Source organism: Pseudomonas sp. GM55 (genome assembly GCF_000282395.1).
Lineage (GTDB): Bacteria > Pseudomonadota > Gammaproteobacteria > Pseudomonadales > Pseudomonadaceae > Aquipseudomonas > Aquipseudomonas fluorescens_CC.
On the sequence record NZ_AKJJ01000028.1, the window covers coordinates 71,731 to 93,069 of the forward strand.

Annotated in this window: 15 protein-coding genes and 1 tRNA gene; all 16 read right to left on the reverse strand. The window is 55.5% G+C overall.

Translation table 11 applies throughout. The annotated features are described in order from the left end of the window. Nucleotides 1-5: 5 nt before the first annotated feature. Entirely contained in the window at nt 6-728 is a 723-nt protein-coding gene (locus PMI31_RS03885; RefSeq protein WP_008016376.1) for a hypothetical protein, read from the reverse strand. Further along, nucleotides 725-2,725: a BREX-3 system phosphatase PglZ gene (pglZ, locus tag PMI31_RS03890; RefSeq protein ID WP_008016378.1), complete on the reverse strand. Its 2,001-nt coding sequence runs from the start codon at nt 2,723-2,725 to the stop codon at nt 725-727. Before pglZ ends, PMI31_RS03885 begins: the two co-directional genes overlap by 4 nt. 16 nt (nt 2,726-2,741) lie before the next feature. Then, nucleotides 2,742-5,570: a DEAD/DEAH box helicase gene (locus PMI31_RS03895; protein WP_008016379.1), complete on the reverse strand. Its 2,829-nt coding sequence runs from the start codon at nt 5,568-5,570 to the stop codon at nt 2,742-2,744. Further along, complete coding sequence (locus PMI31_RS03900) at nt 5,570-8,371, reverse strand: DNA methyltransferase (protein WP_008016380.1); 2,802 nt, start codon at nt 8,369-8,371, stop codon at nt 5,570-5,572. The genes PMI31_RS03895 and PMI31_RS03900 overlap by 1 nt, the downstream gene beginning before the upstream one ends. A 394-nt stretch (nt 8,372-8,765) precedes the next feature. Further along, nucleotides 8,766-9,218, reverse strand: a complete 453-nt coding sequence (locus tag PMI31_RS03905; protein ID WP_043302183.1) for a hypothetical protein — start codon at nt 9,216-9,218, stop codon at nt 8,766-8,768. A gap of 10 nt (nt 9,219-9,228) precedes the next feature. Continuing rightward, the gene (locus PMI31_RS03910; RefSeq protein WP_008016381.1) at nt 9,229-12,963 is read right to left on the reverse strand and encodes a DUF6079 family protein; all 3,735 of its coding nucleotides are present in this window, start codon (nt 12,961-12,963) and stop codon (nt 9,229-9,231) included. Nucleotides 12,964-12,981: 18 nt separating this feature from the next. After that, complete coding sequence (gene brxF / locus PMI31_RS03915; RefSeq protein WP_202949433.1) at nt 12,982-13,608, reverse strand: BREX-3 system P-loop-containing protein BrxF; 627 nt, start codon at nt 13,606-13,608, stop codon at nt 12,982-12,984. Between the two features lie 9 nt (nt 13,609-13,617). Next, a tRNA-Pro gene (locus tag PMI31_RS03920) sits at nt 13,618-13,694 on the reverse strand. Nucleotides 13,695-13,783: 89 nt separating this feature from the next. Next, the gene (locus tag PMI31_RS03925; RefSeq protein WP_003179985.1) at nt 13,784-14,140 is read right to left on the reverse strand and encodes a MerR family transcriptional regulator; all 357 of its coding nucleotides are present in this window, start codon (nt 14,138-14,140) and stop codon (nt 13,784-13,786) included. Next, complete coding sequence (gene ihfA, locus PMI31_RS03930) at nt 14,121-14,423, reverse strand: integration host factor subunit alpha (protein ID WP_002553164.1); 303 nt, start codon at nt 14,421-14,423, stop codon at nt 14,121-14,123. Before ihfA ends, PMI31_RS03925 begins: the two co-directional genes overlap by 20 nt. 3 nt (nt 14,424-14,426) lie before the next feature. Then, nucleotides 14,427-16,805, reverse strand: coding sequence for a phenylalanine--tRNA ligase subunit beta (gene pheT, locus PMI31_RS03935; protein WP_008016383.1), 2,379 nt, complete (start codon nt 16,803-16,805; stop codon nt 14,427-14,429). A 26-nt stretch (nt 16,806-16,831) separates the two neighbouring features. Continuing rightward, nucleotides 16,832-17,848: a phenylalanine--tRNA ligase subunit alpha gene (gene pheS / locus PMI31_RS03940; protein WP_007975711.1), complete on the reverse strand. Its 1,017-nt coding sequence runs from the start codon at nt 17,846-17,848 to the stop codon at nt 16,832-16,834. 109 nt (nt 17,849-17,957) lie between these two features. Continuing rightward, nucleotides 17,958-18,314: a 50S ribosomal protein L20 gene (rplT, locus tag PMI31_RS03945; protein WP_007905879.1), complete on the reverse strand. Its 357-nt coding sequence runs from the start codon at nt 18,312-18,314 to the stop codon at nt 17,958-17,960. A 28-nt stretch (nt 18,315-18,342) separates the two neighbouring features. Continuing rightward, nucleotides 18,343-18,537, reverse strand: coding sequence for a 50S ribosomal protein L35 (gene rpmI / locus PMI31_RS03950; RefSeq protein WP_002553160.1), 195 nt, complete (start codon nt 18,535-18,537; stop codon nt 18,343-18,345). 60 nt (nt 18,538-18,597) lie between these two features. Continuing rightward, nucleotides 18,598-19,149, reverse strand: a complete 552-nt coding sequence (gene infC, locus PMI31_RS03955; protein WP_172435703.1) for a translation initiation factor IF-3 — start codon at nt 19,147-19,149, stop codon at nt 18,598-18,600. Then, nucleotides 19,149-21,071 (reverse strand): threonine--tRNA ligase, encoded by a 1,923-nt coding sequence (thrS, locus tag PMI31_RS03960; protein ID WP_007975710.1) that lies wholly within the window; start codon nt 21,069-21,071, stop codon nt 19,149-19,151. The genes infC and thrS overlap by 1 nt, the downstream gene beginning before the upstream one ends. Between the last annotated feature and the right edge of the window lie 268 nt (nt 21,072-21,339).

A 21,339-nucleotide genomic window follows, 5' to 3' on the forward strand; every position in this document is an offset into this window, starting at 1 on the left:
GCGTTTCAAGCACCCTCACGCAAGGCAATGAACTGGTTGTGCGGACCTTCGCTGCGCAGCTCAATGTGAGCGCTGCCGGATGCCAGAAAGGCCAGTGAGCCCTCGAGGCTGAACGGGAACAGCACAGGCAAGGTTTGCACAGAGCTCAGTGCAAGCGGTTTGCCAAGGCAACGCAAGGCAGCCTCGATCAACCAAGTAACCAGTTGTGGATCATCAACGCGGATTGCCGGTCGACGCCGCAGACGCCGCCCTTTCTCAATACGTTCAATGACGCCCCAATTCTCGTGAGTTTGCAGCACCGCTTGCCCAGCACGCCGGGTGATTTCGCGCTCACCGTAAACCTCATTCATACGGCGGTGAACCTCCGCAGTTGAGCAGTCATCCTGTAAAGCTGTCAGCCGGCCCACCTGTTCGGCGAGTTTGGCGAAGAATGGATAGCTGGCCAGCGCCATTCCCCAGGTCAGGGCAACTGCTGATGTAGCAGGAGATGCCTTGAGAATCGCGGCACCACGATCGGCAAAATCGAGCAGTACCGACCTAGGGGCAAGCCACAAGCCGTTCAGCTTGGTTTGGGTTTTACCCAGAGCTTCTTTTCCCAGGTTCTCACTGGCCAGGAGAGCATTCAACTCATCAATGCTGGTCAAGCCAGCACGCACCTTTAAGGCGGTCGCTGCCCATTCGAGCTTAATATAGCGATCAAAACCAATGTGAGGTAAAGATGTAGTCATGGAGCCCAACTTGTGCGAGATATTTTTACAAAGGGCACGATCAGCTCTTCCACCGAAATGCCGCCGTGAACTACCAGTTGCTCCCCCTGAGTGACAAACGCTGTGCGTTCAGCAGCAAACACAGGTAGGAAGCTTTCTGGCAAGCCTGGTATTTTAAGTTCAACTGCAGTCGGGCAGGTGACTAATGCCTGGTCACGAAGAATTTCATTACGATAAGCACGCGCCCGCTCACCCCGCAGGTCAGGCAACGCACCTTCATTGATGCGACCGGCACCCACCGCTTCGACGTTACCGTGATCCGCTGTCAGGTAGACATGGTAGCCATGGCTCAACAACAGCTCGAACAACTGCTCAACAAAGCCAGTCTCACACCAACTGGTGATCAGACTGGCGATACCGCGCTTGCCCAGCACTGCACCATGCACGATCTCATCCACGGTATCGATCACCAACCCTGCCACCTTGATTGCAGAGTTTGAAAGTTTGTCAGCCAGCCCCGGTAAGTCGTCCACACGCTTGATGCTCTTGTGATACATCACCTCGTTGGCGCGCAGGTTTTCCCCTTGCCAGAAAGCAGACCAGAGCACCGGCTCTTTACTAGTATGTTCAATCGACCCTTCAAATTCACGAGGGCGCAATCCGGAGAACAGCGCCTGACGCGACACTGATGTCAGCGTCGGAAGCCAGGCAAAGGTGGTGCTCTCGTCATAGCTCAATGCGGGCGCGTACTTGGTTAGGTGCTCACGAATATGCACCCACTGATCGACAGACAAACCATCAAATACCAACAACGCCACACGTACTTCGCCATTATTGCGGCACCTGGCCAGGTAATGTGGAACATGGTGAACCATCACCGGTCCTTTCACCGCAGGCAAAGACGGCAAGTCAGCGTAGTGCTGTTTTACCCAAGCCAGTAACCTCTCGTCGATCAGCTGCTGCAGCGCCACGATCTGATTGTGTATGCCATTGGCCCGCTCAATTTCCAGTCGATGGAAACGAGCCAGTAGCTCGCCGAAGCGCCGCGCAAACTGGCTCCAATCTCTGTAGCTCGCATCCAGCGCCGGCAGGGTTGTTTCCAGGCTTTTCATGCCCTCAACAATCAGGTTACGCATGGCAAAAGGATCTTCCACCACCCCAACTCGGGCCCACGCTGGGATTCCGCTAGCGCCACCACTGATCTCCAATGGATGCAGTGCGCCATCCAAAAACAGCGAGTCGATCACTGCCCGTATCTGTGGGCGGTCAAAAGGAACATCGATAATTCGCTCATATTGCACGTGCGGCTCAGCCACACCCTGGCGAATTACCCCCAGACCATGCAGGTAGCAATACCAAGCTTCCTGCAATACCCGTAGAAAATAACTGCGCGAACTGAACAGTTCCGCGAGTGGCAAATGCCGAAACGCCTGCTCTTCAGCCAAAATGTGCACCATATGCCGAACGAGATCCTGCGGTAGTTCGGTCTCGTCATAGTGCAAACGCAGCAGATTGCCCCACAGATCCTCAGCTTTTGACAGCAAATGTGGATTTATCTTGTAGATATGGGTAAGCAGAAACTCCTTGGTCAAGCGCTCCCCATGCATCTGTTTGGCAAACTTGTCCTGGGCAGCAAACAAGTTCTGGCGATGCTCGGGAGCCAACTGACGCACTACACTGTAGCTAAGCTGTGGAAACAGCTCCGCCAGGCTCAAGCGTACAACTCTCGCCTGATTCAGGTAATCCCATGGCAGCTCACTGCTGTCAGCGCGCGCCAGATGCAAGATCAACGCTTTGGCCGGGCCTCGCCCGCCGCGATCCCAATCCTCACGGTAACGCGCTTCGAACTCGGCACGGAAGACCACCGAGTCCTCGAACGGCAGCAGATCGAAACCACGCTCACGCAATTCAGCCAGCACCTGCTCATCGAGCAGGACATCATCCGGGTCAGCAGCAACCCAAAGGCGCACCATATCTGCAGGAAACTCTTTGAGAATCGACTCAATCCATGGGTTCAACTTTGGACTCCTTAGCTCAACCATTTACCCGCAATAACATCACAGCATTCAGCTCCGGCACACAGGCTCTGGCTTCATCCAACTGCGCTATGCGCGCTTGATGTTCTTGCTCCAAGCGCTTGCGCCGGTGCTCACGCACGGCAGGTAGGCCAATACGACCGATCGCCTGCAGACGTGCGTTGTAGGCATACAACACTCGCTCAGTCTCTTCCTGCAGACGCGTTAGGTAATCCTCTTTCAGTTCACTGAACAGACTGCGACCCTGTTGATAGGCGGCGGTCTCAACCTGGCTAAAACTGTTTGTTGCGTCGACGTTCACCCTGGCGGGTAGCAACTCCAGTGCCTCTGTCAGCAGCAGATCCCAAATGCGCTTGGCCGTCGGAACAAAGCTGCGCCCGTCATCGGTGACAAATACCGGCAGAAACCTGCGGCGTTGCAGACTGTTCAGTGCCGCAGCCCCACCCAGCGTCGCCAGGCCGACTTCCCAAAGAGACCAGACACCTTTCACGCTATCAGGCAGGCCATTGATGCGCAGCACCGGCAGAGGCTGCCCTGACACACAGCGCGGTAGTTCGCTGATGAGCGCCCGGGCACGCGGGTCTTCCAGGGTAATCCACTCCCAGTCTGGGTTGGCCTCAGCGCTGCGCGCATCGAAACAAACCCGCGCCGACTCACTGCCATCGCCCCAGCGAATACGCCAGGCATCACCATTCCTCTCGACGTTGCCACCAAGCGCCGGCAAGCCCTTGATGATCGCCTGCTCCAGCCAGTACTGCGCTGGGTGATCGCGCCACTTGCGCGCCTCGTCGGCATCCAGCGTGTGATCAACATTCAGCAGCTCGGTACTCTGGCGGGCTTCGGCAATCTTTTCACGCACCTGCAGTACCACCGCATCGCACTCTTGCTCGATGCGGTTGGGATCCTGCAAACCCTGGATGAACAGCTCGTCGAACAGTGGTTCGACTTCCGCCGAATCCATCACATCGGCGGCCTTGTCCACGCCAAACTCCTCGGCAATTTTTGCCAGTTTCTCTTCCAGAACCTCACGCACCCGATGCTCGACGGTATCCTCCAGAACAAAGTTGATTGCCCGCACCACGTGAGGCTGGCCGATACGATCCACCCGGCCGATACGCTGCTCGATGCGCATGGGGTTCCATGGCATGTCAAAGTTGACAATGACATGGCAGAACTGGAGGTTGAGCCCCTCACCGCCCGCATCAGTGGAAACCAGCACGCGAATTTCACCAGCAAAGGTCTGCTGAGCGCGAGTACGAGCTTCCAGATCCATGCCGCCGTTGAGCTGAGCCACGCTGAAACCACGGCGTTCGAGAAACTCGCTGAGCATTGCCTGGGTCGGCACAAACTCGGTGAAGATCAGCACCTTCAACTGCAGGTCGTTTTCTTCTTGTTGCAGCTTATAAATCAACTCAAGCAGCGCTTCGGCCTTGGCATCACTGCCTGCCGCCTCGGTCGTCTTGGCCAGTTCCAGCAGCGCCTCGACTTCCGAGCGCTCGCGCTCCAGTGCTTCACGGGTATCCGCTTCCACTTGTACCGCCAGATCGACCTGAGCCTGACCATCAAGATCAGACCAGTCTTCCTCATCCATTGCCTCGAACAGCGACTGTTGGGGCTGTGGCGTATCCAATGCCAATAGACGCCGCTCCAGGGTGGTTCGAATGGCTGCGGTACTGGACGTCACCAGACGCTGCATGAGGATCATCAAAAAGCCGATATGCCGCTGCTTGGCCGCCATGGCTTGGTTATAGCCATGGCGCACATAGTCGGTTACCGCTTCATATAGCCGGTACTGCGCATTGTGGCGCGGCTCCCAAGCGACGGCCTGCAGACGGGTCATCCGTGGTTTGAATAGTGGCTGGCCTTCAGCATTAATCGACAAGCGCTTTTCCGTGCGAATGACGAAGGGATGCACACGCTCACGAGTAACGCTGCCTTCGTGAGGAAAGGCTTCCCGGTCGAGCAACTGCATCAAGCGCATAAACTGATCGGTCTTGCCCTGGTGAGGAGTAGCAGAGAGCAACAAAAGATAGGGCGAAGCTTCAGCCAGCGCCGCGCCCAGTTTGTAACGGGCGACCTGCTCGGTGCTGCCACCCATGCGGTGCGCTTCGTCGATGATTACCAGGTCCCAGTTGGCCGAGATCAGATCTTCGAAACGCTCGCGGTTATAGTTGCGCAGCTGCTCCAGGTTCCAGCCTTTGCGTGCCTCCAGCGGCTTGACCGAATCCAGCGAGCAGATCACCTGATCGTGCTGTCGCCAGAGATTGTCATCACCATCACTCCACTGACGGAAGGCTGCCAGATCGGCGGGCTCGATGAACTTGAAGGGTTCGCCAAAGTGCAAGCGCATTTCTGCTTGCCATTGGCGAATCAGGCCCTTGGGCGCGACCACTAGAATCCGATTGATACGGCCGCGCAGTTTTAGCTCGCGCAGCACCAGCCCCGCTTCAATAGTCTTACCCAGCCCCACTTCATCGGCTAGCAGGTAACGGATACGATCACGACTGACCGCCCGATTGAGCGCATACAGCTGATGCGGCAACGGAACCACGCTGGATTGAATCGGAGCCAGCAGTAGGTTGTCTTCTAACGCGTCGAGCAGCTTGGCCGCCGCGGCAGTGTGCTGAATTTGCGGCAGCGACGGCAGCTGAGCAGCCAACGGACTCAGATCTGCCGCACGGGCGCGCACCACAGCATCTCGGGCTGGCAGCCAGACGCGGTAGCTCGTCTCGCCCCACATCTGCTGACAGTCAACTACCCGACAAGGTGAAGCCTGCCGGGTATGCCAGCACCAGTCGCCAAGGGCGAAGGTGACAGACGCAGACATCAGCTATCGCTCTCCGTACGGGTCAGCGCCATGTCATAGAGCGTTAGTAATTTTTCGTCTGTCTGGAGTGTCTCATCTGGCAGCTTGTTGGCCACGGCGATAATTGTCTGGTAGTCCTTGTTCGCCCAAGCGGCAGAGAAGCCAGTACGAAGCACCTCCAGGCGTGACTCTTTGATCTTACGACCAGCAAATATCTTGTAGCTCTCGAACTCCTTCAAAAGACCCTTCTCGCGCTTCTTATCCAGATCCTGGGCCTTATTCGGATCTGGTACGTACCAGCGCTCCTTGGCTTTACTGACAAGTGCAGGCGCATCCTTTGGCAAGCCACGCAGATCTTTGAAGTTACTAGATAAGTAGCTGTGAATCCGGCTCGGAATTTCGCCAGTTCCGTCGCACTGAAGGAAATTATCTTCGAGTAGCTCATCCAACTCGGGGATAATTTCACCCTTTTTCTTAGCTGCACCGATCTGCGGAATGTACTCCGTGTGAATCTCGGAACGAGTCGAAGGCCGTTTCCCAAGGAAATTAGTCAACCAGTCGATAGCACTACGCTCGTCGGAGACAAATAACTCGGCTTGTTTAACCTGTGGAATCCGAGCTCGCGCCATCTCGTACTCAACGAGCTGCTCCGGAAGAAACACCATTCCGCCGACTTCACGGAACCTCGTAGGCAGCTCTGCCAAGAACTCAGGGGTCGAAATTGGCACCAAAGCGCCGTGACGGATAAACCAAGATGCCATGCGGTCATATATCCGCCGAGGATCGCGTTCGACGATATTCAGTAGCTCCGGCGTATCACCCTTGGTCACTTTTGTAATTGGCAGCTGTTTCAGGTGGGTCTGAACGAAGTCCCAAGCGGACTCAACCGTCGCACCGTTGCGGTCGAAACGATCCTCCAGACCGCCGTTCGGCTTGTAGGCCGAGATCACCAAGTCCTGTTTCACCGCCGTGGTAGAGGTGACTTGGCGATAGCTGCCCTGCACTTTGTCGAGAGAGGTGACTTCTGCGACCACAAACCCAGCTTGCTGCAACGCGACTTGAATCGCGTTCCATACCGCCGCTTTGCTGTTGGAGAACACCACGGTCATCCAGCGACCCGGCTTGAGCACACGGTAGTACTCAGAAAAACATCTCTGCATCAGATGCTGATAGTCAGGCAACGCCTTTTTCTTAAAGCGATCGATGATTGCTTCGGGATTCGCATCAGTTGTTACACGATGCCAAGACTCAACCATAAAGTTCAGGTCAGCATAGTAGATATTTTCACCAAACGGTGGATCAGTAAAAACATAGTCAATTGAATTTGATTGCATAGCTATAGTGGCTGCAGTGCCGGTTGTTATAGCCGCTGTATTAGCATTTCTATTAAACTCCGAGAAGGCTTTTGCAAGGCGCTTATGCTTGCCCTCATTAACATACCAAGGTGAACACTCAGTATGCAAAGAAGCGACATAATACACTCCCTTCATAAACCTGCCAACTTGACTCGCATTTCCATCAGCACGCCCAAACTGGATTGGCTCATACTTATTCATAACGGACATTGACCATATAGATTGCTCTATCCAAAAGAGCATCATTCCCTTCAAGCGGACATCCGTTACCTCTTGGGCGTGCGCCCACATCACTCCAAGCGAAAGCAATGCTCTTCTCAAGAAAAAATGATGGATATATGTAATTCCTGAATAGTCCATCCGCGCACGCTCGTGAGTCATATGCATGGTGGGTATTTTGACTACTGGAAGTGACTCAGGAAGAGGCATCGCCTCAATTTTAGCCAGAACAGACAGATCATTTTCATCGGGAACTTTTGAATATCTTACACCTGCCACTATATAGCTAATTAAGCTAGGGAGACGCTTAGGTGTTTGAATAGCGCCCCCTGTAAGCTCATCATTTTTAGAGAGAAAAAGCCGCTCCATCCGTCTCTTAGAAATTTCAGAACTACAATGAGGACATGAAAACTCATCTTTCACCCGCTTGGTTTCTGCATCAAGCGCTTCAACTAAAAAATTCACTTCACCCGTGCAGTGAGGACATGTGTAAATTTGGCTCCAGACCGTATACTCAATTCGGCCTTTAGTCTTCCCATCTGAGTGCAAAGTCTCGTACATCCAACCAAATTTTTGCTCAAACTCCTCGAGTAGCTTTTTACCTGCCATGGCAAAAGCTTCTACATCGAACGGCAGGTTGTAGTTGGCAGCCATGAAGGTGGCAGCCGGTGACAGGTCGTTGAGAATGACTCGACGTGCCCCCCACTTAGGCGCAGCCTTACCCTCCTTCTTCCACCCCGATTCCAGTTCATGCCGGTAAGTCGCAGGGGCAGAGCCGCACCATTGCGCGGCAACACCTGTCATGCCAGACCCACCAAAGCCGTCAAGCACAATGTCGCCCGGCTCGGTGTAGTGCAGGATGGATGGCACGATTGCCAGATGAGGTACTTTGGTGTGGTACGAGTGCGCCCTATAGAGCGGATCAGTCTTACCTACCGACACATCAATGGCCAGCGGTTCGCGCGAGTACTTCTCACTCGGGTCATACGGCTTACCATAACAACGCATAAAATCGTCCAACCATGGGTTGGGGCAAGCGGTGTAATATGGCGGGTCGGACATCGCCAGGATGGCTTCATCCGTGCCAACTGGAAACCCTTCAATTTTGCGAAATACAGGATCTTTCAGCTTCTCAGCCAAAAGATTGAGATAATGTTCGCGACGCTTCTGCTCACTCGCAAATGTTTGGCCGAGGCATTCCACTGGACCACTAAAACCAATATCTTGATCGTGCAATAAGTCGTTCATAATCATCCAAATTATTTTTCAGAAGCGAGGCACTGCTGCAATCTAGGGTATGCATAACGAGCTGTCGGATCACCTAATTCAGCAATTCGCGCATCAACAAAATTTTTGCCAATACCCCTTAGTATCCGGGAGCAGATGAAAAGTACTATCAAATACAGTCTCCAATACAGCAGGGGGCCCTGCAGCCCAATAGATCTGCTCATTGCCATCTGCTGCCTCAAGTAACAAGCGAACATCGTCAGCAGTAAAATGACAAGATTTTAGGCCGATCAAGGTATTTCGCACGAATGTAAATTCCTATATCTGAAGCATTACCAGGAAATGAAGGACTCATCAGGTCAGCATCAAACCGTGCAATAGCGCTTTATCCTTGCAGCGGCGCATGAACCAGCAATTATTGGAGCGTATGCACGATGTGTGAGCGCACTGATTCAGGCGATGGCTGGTAAAGCTCATCTTCTACGACAAAAGCTGGGTGAGCACAAAGGTTCCGATCGTATTTCAAACGATCTAGCGCCATGAACTCATGAGGAGCAAGAATCTGAAGCTGCTCGTTCGCAGTGTTCAGAAGATCGCTTTCAATTCTCTGCATCTTGCCGATGTCACTGTTTACGATTGCAGAATCCAAATCCTGAACGAATGCGATCGGTGCCGCTTCCCCTTGCGACGCCAGCTCCCTAGCCTTCGCAACGATGCCAGAAGCCAAAGCGATCCAGGTTGACATGATTGCAGAGCGCAGCGCACCGCCTCGGTATGCGGCAATTGCCTCCGAGATCAAACGCTTCGACTCTTGATCGCGGATATTCAGGCACAGAGTGTCAACATCTGTGAGACTAGAATTATTCACCGGCACATCCTCATTCGACCACAAACCGCAGCTTGCTGGCATCTTTGCCCTTACAACGCTCGCTGAGCAGAACCTCAAAGCGTTTACGCAGATCATCTGGAGTCGCAGGCGAACCTCCACTGAGCAGGGCTTGCTTGATATCAGTACCGCTGACTGTGATTTTCTCCAGCCCTGACAGGGCTTCTTGCACCGCGCTGACAAAGGCCAGAGTGATTGGGTCTGACAGCGTGCGACTGACGACGAAGCTCTCAATCAATTCGCGGGCGCTGGCCTTGAGCAGTTCCAGGTTGGCCTGAATGGTCGGGTCCTCGAGGTTGTCCAGCAGCGTCTGTTGCCAGTTGGCCAGCAACTGATCCAGCTCATCATCCAGCTGAGCGAGCGCACTGGCCGCCACCCCCAATTGCAGTTGCTCATTAGCCGGCTTGAAGCTGCAATGTGGGCAGCAAGGGCTGGCGTTGAGCTCCAATTCAGTGAGCTGGTGGCAGCTCTTTAGGCTGTCGAGACGTTGATCAAAAGCACTTAGCTGGCTGGTGGGCATCAGCGAGATGCCGGCCAGTGTGCGCAGGTTCGCAAGTCGCGGATCCTTGCGCAGTGCCGCCTTGGTTTTGTCTTCCACCACGCCAAGGCGCGCTTTACTGTGCAGGCCGATGTATGCGTTGAGGTAGTCCTTTTTCAGGGTACTGAGTGCCTGGCGGTATTCACTGGCATGCTGCGCCGTCCGATTCTGGCTGAGCTTGCCCAGAATAGATGTTCGAGCAGCCTGCGCTTGTTTAACCCAGGCATGTTCACTCGGCAGCACCATTTCTGCCTGAGACAGATACGCAGCGATAGCCCCCAGCCCACTGACCAAATCGAGCAGACGCTCGACAGATTCCAGCACCAGCAGATTCTGTTGCTGGACGTTGATGTCGTCGGAGCTGATGCGCAGGTTCTTCAGCTTGCCTACCGTATTGAACGGTGAAATCCCTTCAATAAAGCCCTTCAGGGACTCCAGACGTGCGCGCCAGTCCGCTGCTTCAGCACTAGTAAGCAGCGACTGCCCCCAAAAGCTGAGGCGATTTTGCATATCGGTAGTGGCCGAAAGCAGACGATTCACCAACTCGGTTACCTTAGTTTGCAACTGATTGACCGGTTCCTCAGAGCCTTGCACGGCCATCTGCGCCAGGCCGGGAGTCAGGCCAAGCAACTGAAACAGGCTGCGTAGCACCGCGACATTGATTTCCTTGGGTGCTTCCAGATGCTTGAAGTTCTTGAGCTCGTCCTGTGAGCGCTCGGCCAACAAGTTGAGTTTGCTAGAGTCGATCTTGTCGCCGGTAATAGCCAGAATAATGTCGCCGGAATACACCAACCCGGCCAACACGATCACAAGCAGCTCGGGCTCGAGACGGAATCGGATCGGATGGAAGTATTCAACCTCGCCGCCGCCCACCAGCAATTCGCTACGGTTGAGTACTTGGCCGTGCCCCTTGTCCTTGAGGCGCTTGAGCAATTCAAGGGCATAGCGCGAACTGCCCGCCTCAATACGGTCGCCATCGAGCATTTCCAGGGCATCGAGCATGGCATTGGCATCCTTGCTACGCGCACCACCGGCCAGCGCCTTGAGTGCACTACCGACCATTTGCTTGAGGTTGGCCTTAGTTACCAGCACTGGAAAGGTTGGGTATTCCGGCGCTGTCTCAGCGAATTGCTGACTCATTGCCAATCCTGAGACCACGTTGACCACATCGCGGAAGTTGATACGCTCGTCACTGCCCAAGCGCGCCCTGTCGCGCAGAGAAATGCCTTTGACCCAGTCCTGCAAGGTCGCCTTCTTACCCTGGTAGGTAATCTCGTAGGCGCTCATCTGCTTCTCTTGCAGCCATTTGCTCATGGCTTTGAGGAAGTCTTGCGCGCGCCCCTGGTAAATGCCTTTGGCAGCTCCACTGGTTGAGTTGGCTAGCTCCAAAGCAGCAGCATAAAAAGCAAGGTGTTTGCGGATCTCGTCATCCAGTCCCTTAAGGCGGAAGAACACTTCATCAGCCTTGCTCTCATCACGGAAGCGCGGCGGCTCGAACGGCTGGACGAAATAGATGTAGAAGTCACGCTCAGGTTGGGCCGTTGGGCGATCGTTAGGGGCACCGAAGAATAGATAACCATCACGCTCGGCACGACGCTCTTGCCACTCGATCTGGTATTGCCAGATCTGATGCCCGGTCACATAGCAGTTGTCATCTGCCTGCTCCATCAGCTGCTTGATGGCACCGAAGTATGCGCGATCCAGACTGTCATCGGACAGTACGTCGGCGCGCTTCTCAATCTGCGCGTCGTAGTCAATGTCTTTTTTCAGGTCAAGGTAGTACTGCTCAGTGTCCGCGGCCTTGGAAATAAATTGACCGTTCACGGTTTTTAGGATTTCACGCAAGGCGGTTACCACAAAACTGAGCAGATCCTCAGCCGGCTCGGGCATGTCTTCCAAGCCTGGCTGGTAAAGGCACAGAGAGTCGCGCAGCTCTTGGGCCCGAGGGCCAACCGGTACATAGATGTCACCGCCAGTAGTCAGACGATGCACCGACAGGGCATGAATGATACGCAACGCCATGGCCTTGTAGGTCGGACGGGTGAAGCCTTGTTGGATACGGGATTCCAGAACATCAGAGACATTGATCACCGGCCCGACACTCGGGTCGGCCTTGAACACCGAGTTGGATTTTACGGTTTGCCAAAAAGAATCGTAGGCAACCAAGCCGGGCCGATCTTTGGGCACCACATCATTGAGGATGGCTTGAATCTGGTCGCGCAGGGTTACCAGGGCGCCACGTTTCTCGGTGAATACCAGCTGTTCGAAAGTTTTCAGGTAGTCCGGGTGTACCGGGAACAGACGCACGTACTCGTCCATACGTTCGTTCATCGAGCTGTAGAACTTGGCAAAGGGGGTCAGATATGCGCGAATCTTTTCCTGCTGATCGACGGACTTCTTCAACAGCCGCTCGGCGACTACAAAGCTGACATCCTGGCGCGCCAATTGTACCTGGGTGAAGCGATCTTTTACGCGACGCAGACTGTCGGCAACGTGCTGGAAGCGGTTGCTGTCAAAAATCGCTTCCTGCACACCAGCAACGAAACGAAAGCGCAGGTGTTTGCTGACCTCGCCGATTTCACGCAGGAAGGACAGATCCAGAACCAGATCATGGTCCTTGCGCGAACGCAGGTAGTCGAGGAACTCGTCGACTACCAGCAGCACGCCCTTGCCCGGATGGGTCTCATCAAAGGCTGCCATCATTTCTTCGAAAGATGCCTTGTTGTTGACCACCTGATCGGCCGGCGGGAAGGCGTAACTCACATCATGCTTGGCGAGGAAACGCTCCAGCTCATAGGTAATGATGTCGCGCAGGGACATCTGACTGGAGACCTCGATCCGGTGCACTTTGAACTTGCCGGCGATCGCAGCAGCAGCCTCAGCGACCTTGGGGTGGCGAATCTTCGAGGCGTAATCGGCGTTTTCCGCCACCAATGAAATCACCGACATCAAGTGAGACTTACCAGTACCGTAGTTGCCCACCACTAGCAAGCCCTTGTGGTCGACCGACTCATCGAACGACAACTGGGGAATCATCAGCGACGCAATGCGCTCAGCCATGTCATCCGAGATGACGTAAGTGGAAACCAGTTTCTGCGCCTCATCAGGACGGTTGGCGTCCAGCAGCTGGATAACTGACTCAATTGGCTCAAACTGAATGAGATCGCCATACTTCATAGCTGTCGACATGCGTTCCTCGCGTTTTTCCTAGGCATCAATCTGAAGGTGAACCAGGCCGATCGCGGCATAGTCCTGATATTCGGGGTGGCCCATATGAGCGTAGGTCAGGCGGCCATCATGCAACGCGCCGGACCAGGCGGCTACTACGGGACGGGATTGGGCCTGTCGCTTGAGCAGATCAAGAGGGTCAAGCCGTAGGTGGCGATCAAATAGCAGCTCAATATTATCGAGTAGGAGCACACTGTTGCGACTGTGCTCATCGGCCATTTCGCGCAGCAGGTGGGTAGCTTCGAGTGATCGCGCCTTACCGGGCACGGTAGCTAAACGCGTTCCGAGAGCGGAGCCGACATTTAATAGCATGACGTCGCTATTCGACCCGCCGAGCCTTTTAGCCAGACCGAGTAATGCCGCAGTCTTTCCGCTGCCAGGAGGGCCAATCAACAAAATCAGCTGATTGTGCAGAGCCGGTACGTCTGCGAGCAGTTTTTCGAGTTCTTCAACTACTTCCATTCGCCAGGATCCTTCACGGCCGATTTCCAGCGGGATAATAGTTAGTGTGAGCAAGCCAATCTCAATTGGCAACCAATTGGCAACCAAATTAGAAAAATCACAGACATGAAAAAGCCCGGTCGTTTCCGAACCGAGCCAAGTCATTGAAAAATATGGTCGGGACGGAGTGATTCGAACACTCGACCCCTAGCACCCCATGCTAGTGCGCTACCGGACTGCGCTACGCCCCGACTAGGCGTTGATTCTGTCCCTCATCTCGAGGAACGCTCAAGAATATATCGCAAGCTTTTGAAAACTGGAAGTATTTAATAGCAGGAATTTATTTCTTGAGCACCACCAGAACATCTTCGAGCTCGGCGATCATCTGGCGGATCATTTGCTTGTATTGGGTGGTGTCGTCTTTGGCCTCATCACCGGACAAACGCAGGCGCGCGCCGCCGATGGTGAACCCCTGGTCGTAAAGAAGCGCGCGGATCTGCCGGATCATCAGCACGTCCTGGCGTTGATAATACCGGCGGTTTCCGCGGCGTTTGACAGGGTTGAGTTGAGGAAACTCCTGCTCCCAGTAGCGCAGCACGTGTGGTTTGACCGCACACAGCTCGCTGACTTCACCAATGGTGAAGTAGCGTTTGCCCGGGATGACGGGGAGCTCGTCGTTATGACTTGGTTCCAGCATAAGCCTCAACTCGGGCCTTCAACTTCTGCCCTGGACGAAAGGTGACCACACGGCGAGCCGTGATCGGGATTTCTTCCCCCGTTTTCGGATTGCGGCCAGGCCGCTGGCGTTTGTCCCGAAGGTCGAAATTGCCGAAACCGGACAATTTGACTTGTTCGTTGTCTTCGAGCGCGTGCCTGATTTCTTCAAAAAACAGTTCGACCAATTCCTTGGCCTCCCGTTTGTTCAGGCCCAGCTCTTCATACAGACGTTCCGCCATTTCAGCTTTCGTCAGAGCCCCCATACGTCACTTCCTTAACGTGGCGTTCAACCTTTGTTCGAGCGAGGTGAGGATGTTTTGCGTTGCGGTATTCACCTCATCGTCATTAAGAGTGCGCGATGGATGCTGCCAGGTCAAGCCGACTGCGAGGCTTTTTCTATCAGGATCAATGCCTTTACCCTGATACACGTCAAATAGCCTGAGGTCTGTCAGCCATTCGCCTGCATTTTCACGGATTACATCCAGTACAGCCGTGGCTGCGACGTCTTTGTGTGCAATCAGTGCAAGGTCACGACGCACTTCAGGAAAGCGCGATAACTCGTGGAATTCAGGCATTTTGCCCAGCGCCACTTCCGCCAGAACCAACTCGAAGACGAAGACCGGACGGTCGAGACCGAGGTTTTTCGACAATTCAGGATGGATGGCGCCAATGAAGCCGACCAGACGACCTTCACGCTCGATGCGCGCGGTTTGACCCGGGTGCAACGCCGGGTGCTTGCCCGGTACGAAAGTGAAGGAATCCAGCGCACCGGCAAAACCCAGAACCGCTTCGACATCGGCCTTGACGTCGAAGAAGTCGACGGTATCGCGACCTTGCGCCCAGCCTTCCGGCAGACGGCTACCGCAAACAACACCCGCCAACATCGGCTCTTGCTTCAAACCTTCGAGCTGGCCAACGAAACGCAGGCCGCTTTCGAACAGGCGCACGCGATCCTGCTGACGGTTCAGGTTGTGCTGAAGCGCCTTGACCAGACCTGGCCACAAGGACGAGCGCATGGCAGCCATGTCATTGGAGATCGGGTTCGCCAGCAACAACGGCTCCACACCCGGATTAAACAGTTCGAACTGTTTCGGATCGATGAAGCTGTAGGTAATTGCTTCCTGATAACCACGGGCGACCAGCAGGCGGCGCAGTTCAGGCAGATCGCTACGCGCCTCTGCTTTGGCTTGCGGCGCCAGGCGCGCTTGCGGATAACGAACCGGCAAACGGTTGTAGCCGTACAGGCGTGCCAGCTCTTCGATCAGGTCGACTTCCAGGCTGATATCGAAGCGATGGCTCGGTACGTCTACACGCCACTGCCCCGCCCCGTCGGCGGTAATGGTCAGGCCCAAAGCGCTGAGCAGACGCTCGACTTCGGCCGAATCCATTTCCATGCCCAGCATCTGGGTGATGCGTTGGGCGCGCAGGGTGATCGGCGCGATCGATGGCAAGTGTTGTTCGCTGACGGTTTCGACGATCGGGCCCGCTTCGCCACCGGTGATTTCCAGCAGCAGGCCGGTGGCGCGCTCCATGGCTTCACGGGCCAGCTTCCAGTCCACGCCACGCTCGTAGCGATGCGACGCATCGGTGTGCAGGCCGTAGGAACGAGCCTTGCCTGCTACGGCGATCTGGTCGAAGAAGGCGCTTTCAAGGAATACATCACGCGTGGTCGCGGACACACCGCTGTGCTCGCCACCCATGACACCGGCAATGGCCAGCGCTCGGGAATGGTCAGCAATCACCAGCGTATCGCTACGCAGGCTGACTTCCTGACCGTCGAGCAACACCAGTTTCTCGCCTTCTTCGGCCATGCGCACACGGATGCCACCGTTGATTTCGGCGAGATCGAAAGCGTGCAGCGGCTGACCCAGTTCCAGCATCACGTAGTTGGTGATATCGACGGCAGCATCGATGCTGCGCACCTCTGCACGACGCAGACGCTCAACCATCCACAGCGGCGTAGGCCGGGACAGGTCGACGTTACGAATCACACGGCCCAGGTAGCGCGGGCACGCGGCGGGCGCCAGCACGTCTACCGAGCGCACTTCGTCGTGCGCGGCAGGAACCGCAGCTACGACTGGACGCACCACCGGAGCGGCGTACAGTGCACCGACTTCACGCGCCAGACCGGCCAGGGACAGGCAGTCGCCACGGTTCGGGGTCAGATCGACCTCGATGCTGGCGTCTTCCAGATCCAGGTAAACACGGAAATCCTCACCCACCGGCGCATCGGCCGGCAGTTCCATCAGACCGTCATTACCTTCACCCACCTGCAGCTCGGTTTGCGAGCACAGCATGCCGTTGGATTCAACGCCACGCAGCTTGGCCTTCTTGATCTTGAAGTCACCTGGCAGCTCGGCGCCGATCATGGCGAAAGGAATCTTCAGGCCCGGGCGCACGTTTGGCGCACCGCAAACAACCTGGAAGGTTTCCGAACCGTTGCTGACCTGACACACGCGCAGCTTGTCGGCGTCCGGGTGCTGCTCGGTGCTCAGCACCTCGCCAACCACCACGCCACTGAAAACACCGGCGGCCGGCGTAACGCTATCGACCTCAAGACCGGCCATCGACAGACGAGCAACCAGCTCGTCGCGACTTACCTGCGGGCTAACCCAGCCACGCAGCCATTGTTCACTGAATTTCATCCTGCTCTCCTAAGAATTCGTTACGACTAGCGAAATTGCGCGAGGAACCGCAAGTCGTTGTCGAAGAACAGACGCAAGTCGTTCACGCCGTAACGCAGCATGGCCAGACGCTCTACGCCCATGCCGAAGGCAAAGCCCGAGAACTCTTCCGGGTCGATACCGGACATGCGCAGCACGTTCGGGTGAACCATGCCGCAGCCCATCACTTCCAGCCAGCCGGTCTGCTTGCAGACGCGGCAGCCTTTACCGCTGCACATCACGCATTCCATGTCGACTTCAGCGGATGGCTCGGTGAACGGGAAGTAGGAAGGACGGAAACGCACCGCCAATTCCTTTTCGAAGAACACCCGCAGGAACTCTTCGATGGTGCCTTTGAGGTCGGCGAAATTGATGTCGCGATCGATCAGCAGGCCTTCGACCTGGTGGAACATCGGCGAGTGGGTGATATCGGAGTCGCTGCGGTATACACGGCCTGGGCAGACGATGCGGATCGGCGGCTGTTTCGACTCCATGGTGCGGACCTGTACCGGCGAGGTATGGGTGCGCAACAGCATGTTCGCATTGAAATAGAAGGTGTCATGCATCGACCGGGCCGGGTGATGGCCTGGGATGTTGAGCGCTTCGAAGTTGTGATAATCGTCTTCGACCTCAGGGCCTTCGGCGATGCCGTAGCCAATACGGGTGAAGAACTGTTCGACGCGTTCCAGAGTGCGGGTGACCGGATGCAGACCTCCGGAGGTCTGACCACGGCCAGGCAGGGTCACGTCAATGGACTCGGCAGAGAGTTTGGCAGCCAGGTCGGCTTCTTCAAACAATGCCTTGCGCGCATTAAGGACCTCTGTGACACGCTCCTTGGCAACGTTGATCAGCGCACCGACCTGCGGACGCTCCTCTGCCGGCAAATTCCCCAGGGTCTTCATCACCTGAGTCAATTCACCCTTCTTGCCAAGGTAGTGAACCCGGATTTGCTCCAGGGCATTGATATCTTCAGCGCTTTGCACAGCCTCTAGAGCTTGAGAGACGAGCGCATCCAGGTTTTCCATGTACAGACTCCAGATACAAAATAGGGGAAGAGCTTGAAGGCTCTTCCCCTATTTATGACGTTTAACACCTGACCCCACAGATGCGAGGCCGGGTGACTGTCGGGGGTACTTAAGCCAAGGTGGCTTTAGCTTTCTCGACAATCGCAGCAAACGCCGCTTTTTCGTTCACTGCCAGATCAGCCAGAACCTTACGGTCGATCTCGATGGACGCTTTTTTCAGGCCGGCGATGAAACGGCTGTAGGACAGACCGTTGATACGAGCACCAGCGTTGATACGAGCGATCCACAGAGCGCGGAACTGACGTTTTTTCTGACGACGGTCACGGTAGGCGTATTGGCCTGCCTTGATTACCGCTTGCTTGGCAACACGGAATACGCGGGAGCGTGCGCCGTAGTAGCCTTTAGCAAGTTTCAGAATTTTTTTGTGACGCTTACGGGCAATGACGCCACGCTTTACACGAGCCATGAGTTACTTCCTCTATTCTTGACTAAAATTAACGAAGGCGCAGCATGCGCTCGACTTTTGCCACGTCAGACGGATGCAGCAAGCTGCTACCGCGCAGTTGACGCTTACGCTTGGTCGACATTTTGGTCAGGATGTGGCTCTTGAAAGCGTGCTTGTGCTTGATACCGTTAGCAGTTTTCAGAAACCGCTTAGCAGCACCACTTTTGGTCTTCATTTTTGGCATGTTCGGATACTCCGCATTCAGTTGATAAACATAATCAGAAGGCCTGCCGTGCCCTGTTGATTACTTCTTCTTTTTCGGGGCGATGACCATGATCAGCTGGCGTCCTTCCATCTTAGGATGCTGTTCGACCGAACCGTACTCGAGCAAGTCACCTTCAACTCGCTTGAGGAGTTCCATCCCCAGCTCCTGGTGGGCCATCTCACGGCCGCGGAATCGCAAGGATACCTTGGCCCTGTCCCCGTCACTCAGGAAACGTACCAGGTTGCGCAGTTTTACCTGGTAATCCCCTTCCTCCGTCCCTGGACGAAACTTGATTTCTTTAACCTGAATCTGCTTCTGGTTTTTCTTGGCCGCAGCAATCTGCTTCTTCTTTTCGAAGATCGATTTGCCGTAGTCCATCAGTTTGCAAACAGGTGGTACTGCATCGGCGGAAATCTCCACCAGATCCAGCTTGGCCTCTTCAGCCTTAAGAAGCGCGTCTTCGATTGACACAATCCCGAGCTGTTCACCTTCAGCCCCAATTAACCGAACCTCGCGTGCCGAGATATTCTCGTTGATCGGGGCTTTCGGTGCAGTTCGTTTATCTTGTCTCATTTCACGCTTAATAATAATTACTCCGAATCTTGGCGACCACGCCGGGAAACCGCTTGGGCGAGGAACTCAGCGAACTGGGCGACGGGCATCGAGCCCAGGTCAGCACCTTCACGAGTACGCACAGCGACAGTCTGCATCTCGACTTCCCGATCTCCGATAACCAAGAGATAAGGAACCTTGAGCAAAGTATGCTCGCGGATTTTAAAGCCGATCTTTTCATTTCTCAAGTCGGACTTGGCACGAAACCCGCTTTCGTTGAGAGTTTTTTCGACTTCGGCGGCAAAATCTGCCTGTTTATCAGTGATATTCATCACCACTGCCTGAGTCGGAGCCAACCACGCCGGGAATGCGCCCTCGTAGTGCTCGATCAGAATTCCGACGAAGCGCTCGAAAGATCCCAGGATCGCCCGGTGCAACATGACCGGGTGCTTGCGACTGTTATCTTCGGAGACGTATTCGGCCCCCAGACGGACAGGCAGGTTAAAATCGAGCTGCAGGGTACCACACTGCCAGACACGACCGAGGCAATCTTTCAGCGAGAACTCGATCTTCGGACCGTAGAACGCACCCTCGCCCGGCTGCAGATCGTACGGCAGGCCCGCGCTATCAAGGGCTGCGGCCAATGCCGCTTCGGCGCGATCCCAAAGCTCGTCGGAACCGACGCGTTTTTCCGGACGAGTGGACAGCTTCATCTCGACATCTTTAAAGCCGAAATCGGCGTAGACGTCCATGGTCAGCTTGATAAACGCGGCGGACTCGGCCTGCATCTGCTCTTCGGTGCAGAAGATGTGGGCGTCGTCTTGAGTGAATGCACGCACGCGCATGATGCCGTGCAGGGCACCCGATGGCTCGTTACGGTGGCATGCACCGAACTCGGCCAGGCGCATCGGCAACTCGCGGTAGCTTTTCAGGCCCTGGTTGAACACCTGCACGTGGCAAGGGCAGTTCATTGGCTTGATCGCGTAGTCGCGGTTTTCCGACTGGGTGGTGAACATGTTGTCGGCGTAGTTGGCCCAGTGCCCGGATTTCTCCCACAGGCTGCGGTCAACGACTTGCGGCGTCTTGATTTCGAGATAGCCGTTGTCGCGCTGAACCTTGCGCATGTACTGCTCGAGCACCTGGTACAAAGTCCAGCCATTCGGGTGCCAGAACACCATGCCCGGCGACTCTTCCTGGGTGTGGAACAGGCCCAGGCGCTTGCCGATCTTGCGGTGATCGCGCTTTTCGGCTTCTTCAATGCGCTGGATGTAAGCCGCCAGTTGCTTCTTGTCCGCCCAAGCGGTGCCGTAAACGCGTTGCAACTGCTCGTTCTTGGCATCACCGCGCCAGTAGGCGCCGGACAGCTTGGTCAGCTTGAAGGATTTCAGGAAGCGGGTGTTCGGCACGTGCGGACCGCGGCACATGTCGACGTATTCTTCGTGATAGTACAGGCCCATGGCCTGTTCGTTCGGCATGTCTTCGACCAGGCGCAACTTGTAGTCTTCGCCACGGGCCTTGAACACTTCGATCACTTCGGCGCGCGGAGTGACTTTCTTGATCACGTCGTAATCTTTCTCGATCAGCTGCTGCATGCGCTGTTCGATGGCCGCCAGGTCGTCCGGAGTGAAAGGACGCTCGAAGGCGATGTCGTAATAGAAACCTTCGTCGATGACCGGACCGATGACCATTTTGGCGGTCGGGTACAACTGCTTGACCGCGTGGCCAACCAGGTGGGCGCAAGAGTGGCGAATGATCTCCAGCCCCTCTTCATCCTTTGGCGTGATGATTTGCAGCGACGCGTCGCTGTCGATGATGTCGCTGGCGTCGACCAGCTTGCCATCGACCTTGCCGGCAACGGTGGCCTTGGCCAGGCCTGCACCGATGGATGCGGCGACCTCGGCTACGGAAACCGGGTGATCGAATGAACGTTGACTGCCGTCGGGAAGAGTAATAGTTGGCATGGCGCCTCCTCTCCTAGTGGTGACCCCTACCAAAGGTCACGTGGGTTGGGATGAGCCAGTACAAGATCCGGTCCAGGCCATTCAATGACGAACGCCTGCCTTACAGCGGCAGGAGCCTTGCGGCCAACCGGAAAACCGAACCAGAGTGACTGGGATTCAAATCAGGGTTAATCGCGCATCTGCCGCTACCGGGACTGAAGGTCCGTCGGAGCCTGCAAACGCCCGAGCGGGGCATGCTAGCACAGATGAACGGTTGTCGACTTGCACG